The 2,953-nt window shown below is 68.3% G+C and carries 3 protein-coding genes; all 3 read left to right on the forward strand.

All coding sequences use genetic code 11. The annotated features are described in order from the left end of the window. Positions 1-482 precede the first annotated feature (482 nt). A complete protein-coding gene (locus WD794_10980; protein ID MEX2290835.1) occupies positions 483-713 on the forward strand; it encodes a DUF433 domain-containing protein in 231 nt (76 codons plus the stop codon). Further along, positions 710-1,201: a DUF5615 family PIN-like protein gene (locus tag WD794_10985; GenBank protein MEX2290836.1), complete on the forward strand. Its 492-nt coding sequence runs from the start codon at positions 710-712 to the stop codon at positions 1,199-1,201. The genes WD794_10980 and WD794_10985 overlap by 4 nt, the downstream gene beginning before the upstream one ends. Positions 1,202-1,734: 533 nt before the next feature. After that, positions 1,735-2,778 carry a hypothetical protein gene (locus tag WD794_10990; GenBank protein MEX2290837.1) on the forward strand — a complete coding sequence of 348 codons (1,044 nt, stop codon included), beginning with the start codon at positions 1,735-1,737 and terminating at the stop codon, positions 2,776-2,778. Positions 2,779-2,953: the final 175 nt, after the last annotated feature.

Here is a 2,953-nt window from a genome sequence, read left to right on the forward strand (position 1 = left end):
TACGAACTCACCTGAAGTTGCGCCCAACCTCCTGCGTGGAAATCGGCGTTAGCGCCCTAGCAGTGCGGGTCCCGCAACGGCACCGCACACGCGGACCTGACGGGGTTGTTGGCTACTGGCCGTCCGGTGTCGGCACGCGGTGCCGGCCGGAGGCTCGGTCGCCGTCTGCGGCGTGACGCCGGCATATCTCTGGCAGGGCCGTTTCGACCCAAATCGCGGATCACGACGCCGTGCACGGGCTGTGTGAGCGCGCTGCGGGAGCGTTGAGGAGTTAGGACGACTCGCGCTGCTGGCCAGCCTCACCGACTTCGCGTAGGCACAACCGAACAGAAGCGATGCTCGGTCGGCGACCAGCGTTCTGGACGCGCGGAAGCTGATGCGCCGTGCTCGAGCAGGGGGCGCGATTGGGCCCCCAGTCCATGTGCTGGTCCGCCGAGTCAGCCGACACCTTGCAGACCCCGCTCACCATGCGATCATCAGGCATGGCGTCCGAGCGGATCACGGTCGACCCCGCGCAGATGGGTGGGGTCCCCTGCATCCGTGGCCTGCGGGTCAACGTCAGCATGGTGCTCGGTCAGCTCGCTGCGGGTCGCGCTAGTGAGCAGTTGCTCGAGGACTACCCCTACCTCGAGCGTGAAGACGTCACTGCCGCCCTGGAGTACGCGGCCGCCATCGTCAACGAGCGCGAGGTGCCGATGGCCCGTCCGGCGTGAGGTTCCTGCTCGACGCGAACCTCTCGCCGAAGCTGGTCACTGCACTGACAGCCGCGGGCCATGCCAGTCGGCACGTCGACGAGATGGGGCTCCTGAGCGCGTCCGACGTGACGATCTTCGACCGGGCTGCGGTGGACGGTGACGTGCTGATCACGGCTGACTCCGACTTCACCAACCTCTTGGCGGCGCGTGGCAGCTCGGCGCCGTCGGTCGTGCTGCTGCGTCATGTGGGCGAACTGGCTTGGCGCGAGCACGAGGCCTTGCTGGTCGCGAATCTTCCAGCTGTCCTGGGCGACCTTCAAGAAGGTGCTGTGGTGTCCCTGAGCCCGACCAGGTTGGCCATCCGACGCCTTGCCCATCGAGAGGAACTCCTCCACGTCGACCACTCCCTGACAACCTCCGTCGTCAGGCGCGCAGGTGTAGATCGGCGGGTCCCACGGCGGTGTCGCGTGGTGGCCAAGCTGGCTACGAACGGGTCGAGCCGGTGAGTGACAACCTCCAGGGGATCCTGGGACGTTGTAGACGTCGTGGAGCAGGGGCCGGAGTTCGAGCCGTGGGTGGCTGCGCGGCAGCGCGCCCTGCTACGGACGGCGTGGCTGCTCACCGGTGATTCCGCGGCAGCTCAGGACCTGGTTCAGACGGCACTGCTGCGGTGCTGGCCACATTGGTCGCGCGTGCGACGCATGGAGCAGCCCGAGGCGTACGTCCGCCGCGTGATGACGACGACGTACGTGTCCTGGCGTCGAAGACGGTGGAACAGCGAGGTGCCCTCCCGGAAGCTGCCCGACGCAAGTGCCGACTCAGCAGTAGTAGCGGACGATCGGCCGGCGCTCGTGCGCGCCCTGCAGCGGCTGCCCCATGGGCAGCGCGCCGTTGTCGTCCTGCGATTCGCCGAAGACCTGTCCGAGGCGCAAACGGCGGCTGCCTTGGGCGTCTCTGTCGGCACTGTCAAGAGCCAGACCTCACGCGCCCTGCGCGCACCGCGCGCGGACGAAACCCTGCTACGAGAGACGGACCTGACATGAGCGACGAGCTGAGGCAGCAGTTCCAGGAGCTCTCACCCCCGACCGAACTTCACCTGCCACCCCCCTCGGCGCTTGCCGCACTCGGCAGGCGGCGGCAGCGGCGCCGCCGTGCGGTCGCGGCTGCGGCCGCAGCGCTTGTGGCGGTCGTGCCGTTCGCGGTCTTGGCAGGAGAGCGACTGAAGCCCGCTCCCGCGACCGTCGCGGCGCCGCAGCTGGAGGGCATGACAGCTCTTGCTTGTGGGACGTCGCCGCTGTCGGTGCTGACGGCCGAGTCCGGGGCGGAGAATGAGGGCAGTCCTGAGGCAGCCGGACTGCGACATGTGCTCGAGGAGGGCATCGCGGGGATGAGCTTCCCGGCCAAGACCGGCTGGGTGCAGATGCGTCGAGACGACGGCGAGGAAACAGTAACCTTCGGCCGTCGTGTCGGTGAGGTCGGCATCGACGACGTCGTGATGGTCAAGCGCCAGGACATCGGCTCCTATACCTTCGCGGGCAGCGGCGGCTGCGGGCCGCTGGGCTTCCCGGACGGACGGCGCGCCACCCGCATCTCGACCTACGACGTCAGCAGCGACGGCATCACCCTCACCTGGATGGGTGGCACCTGTGGCGACGGGTCCGAACCGGTCTCCGTCGTACACGAGGCAGGGAACGTCGTCTCCGTCATGGTCGTGCCGCCGCCGGATCGAGCTGGCTCATGCCCCGACGTCGGCACGTTCGAGCAGACCGAGGCCCGCCTGTCGGCCCCGCTCGGCAACCGGCGCGTCGTCGACGCCGGCTACCTGCCCGTGATCGACGTCCCCAGCAGTCAGCAATACGCCGACCAGGCGGCGGACACATCGGCCAGAGATGAAGCAGCCCGCACGCTGTGCACGTCGTCAGCCCGTGAACTCGGCGGCAAGGAAGACGTCTCGTACGCCGTGACGGTCGACGTCGTTCGCCAGCAGGTGCCGGAGGCCCGCAGCGCCTGGTCACAGCTGTCTGCTCAGGCGCCGGCAGCGCACTGCTACCTACGCCGCCCTGACGGCGTCATCTGGGCCTAGGTCGTCGAGCGCACCAGGGATCCGATCGTCCTGGACCCGGGGGATAGACCGCGGCGGCCTGTACGTGCAGCTCGCACCGGAGCAGTTCTGACCCTGATTTTGCAGCCGAGTGGAGCTGGTGGATTCATCCGGTCGTCGCAACACCAGCTCATTACGCGGCGGTTGACAGTAGCGC

The sequence above is a fragment of the Mycobacteriales bacterium genome, assembly GCA_040902655.1.
In the GTDB taxonomy this organism is placed as follows: domain Bacteria; phylum Actinomycetota; class Actinomycetes; order Mycobacteriales; family SCTD01; genus SCTD01.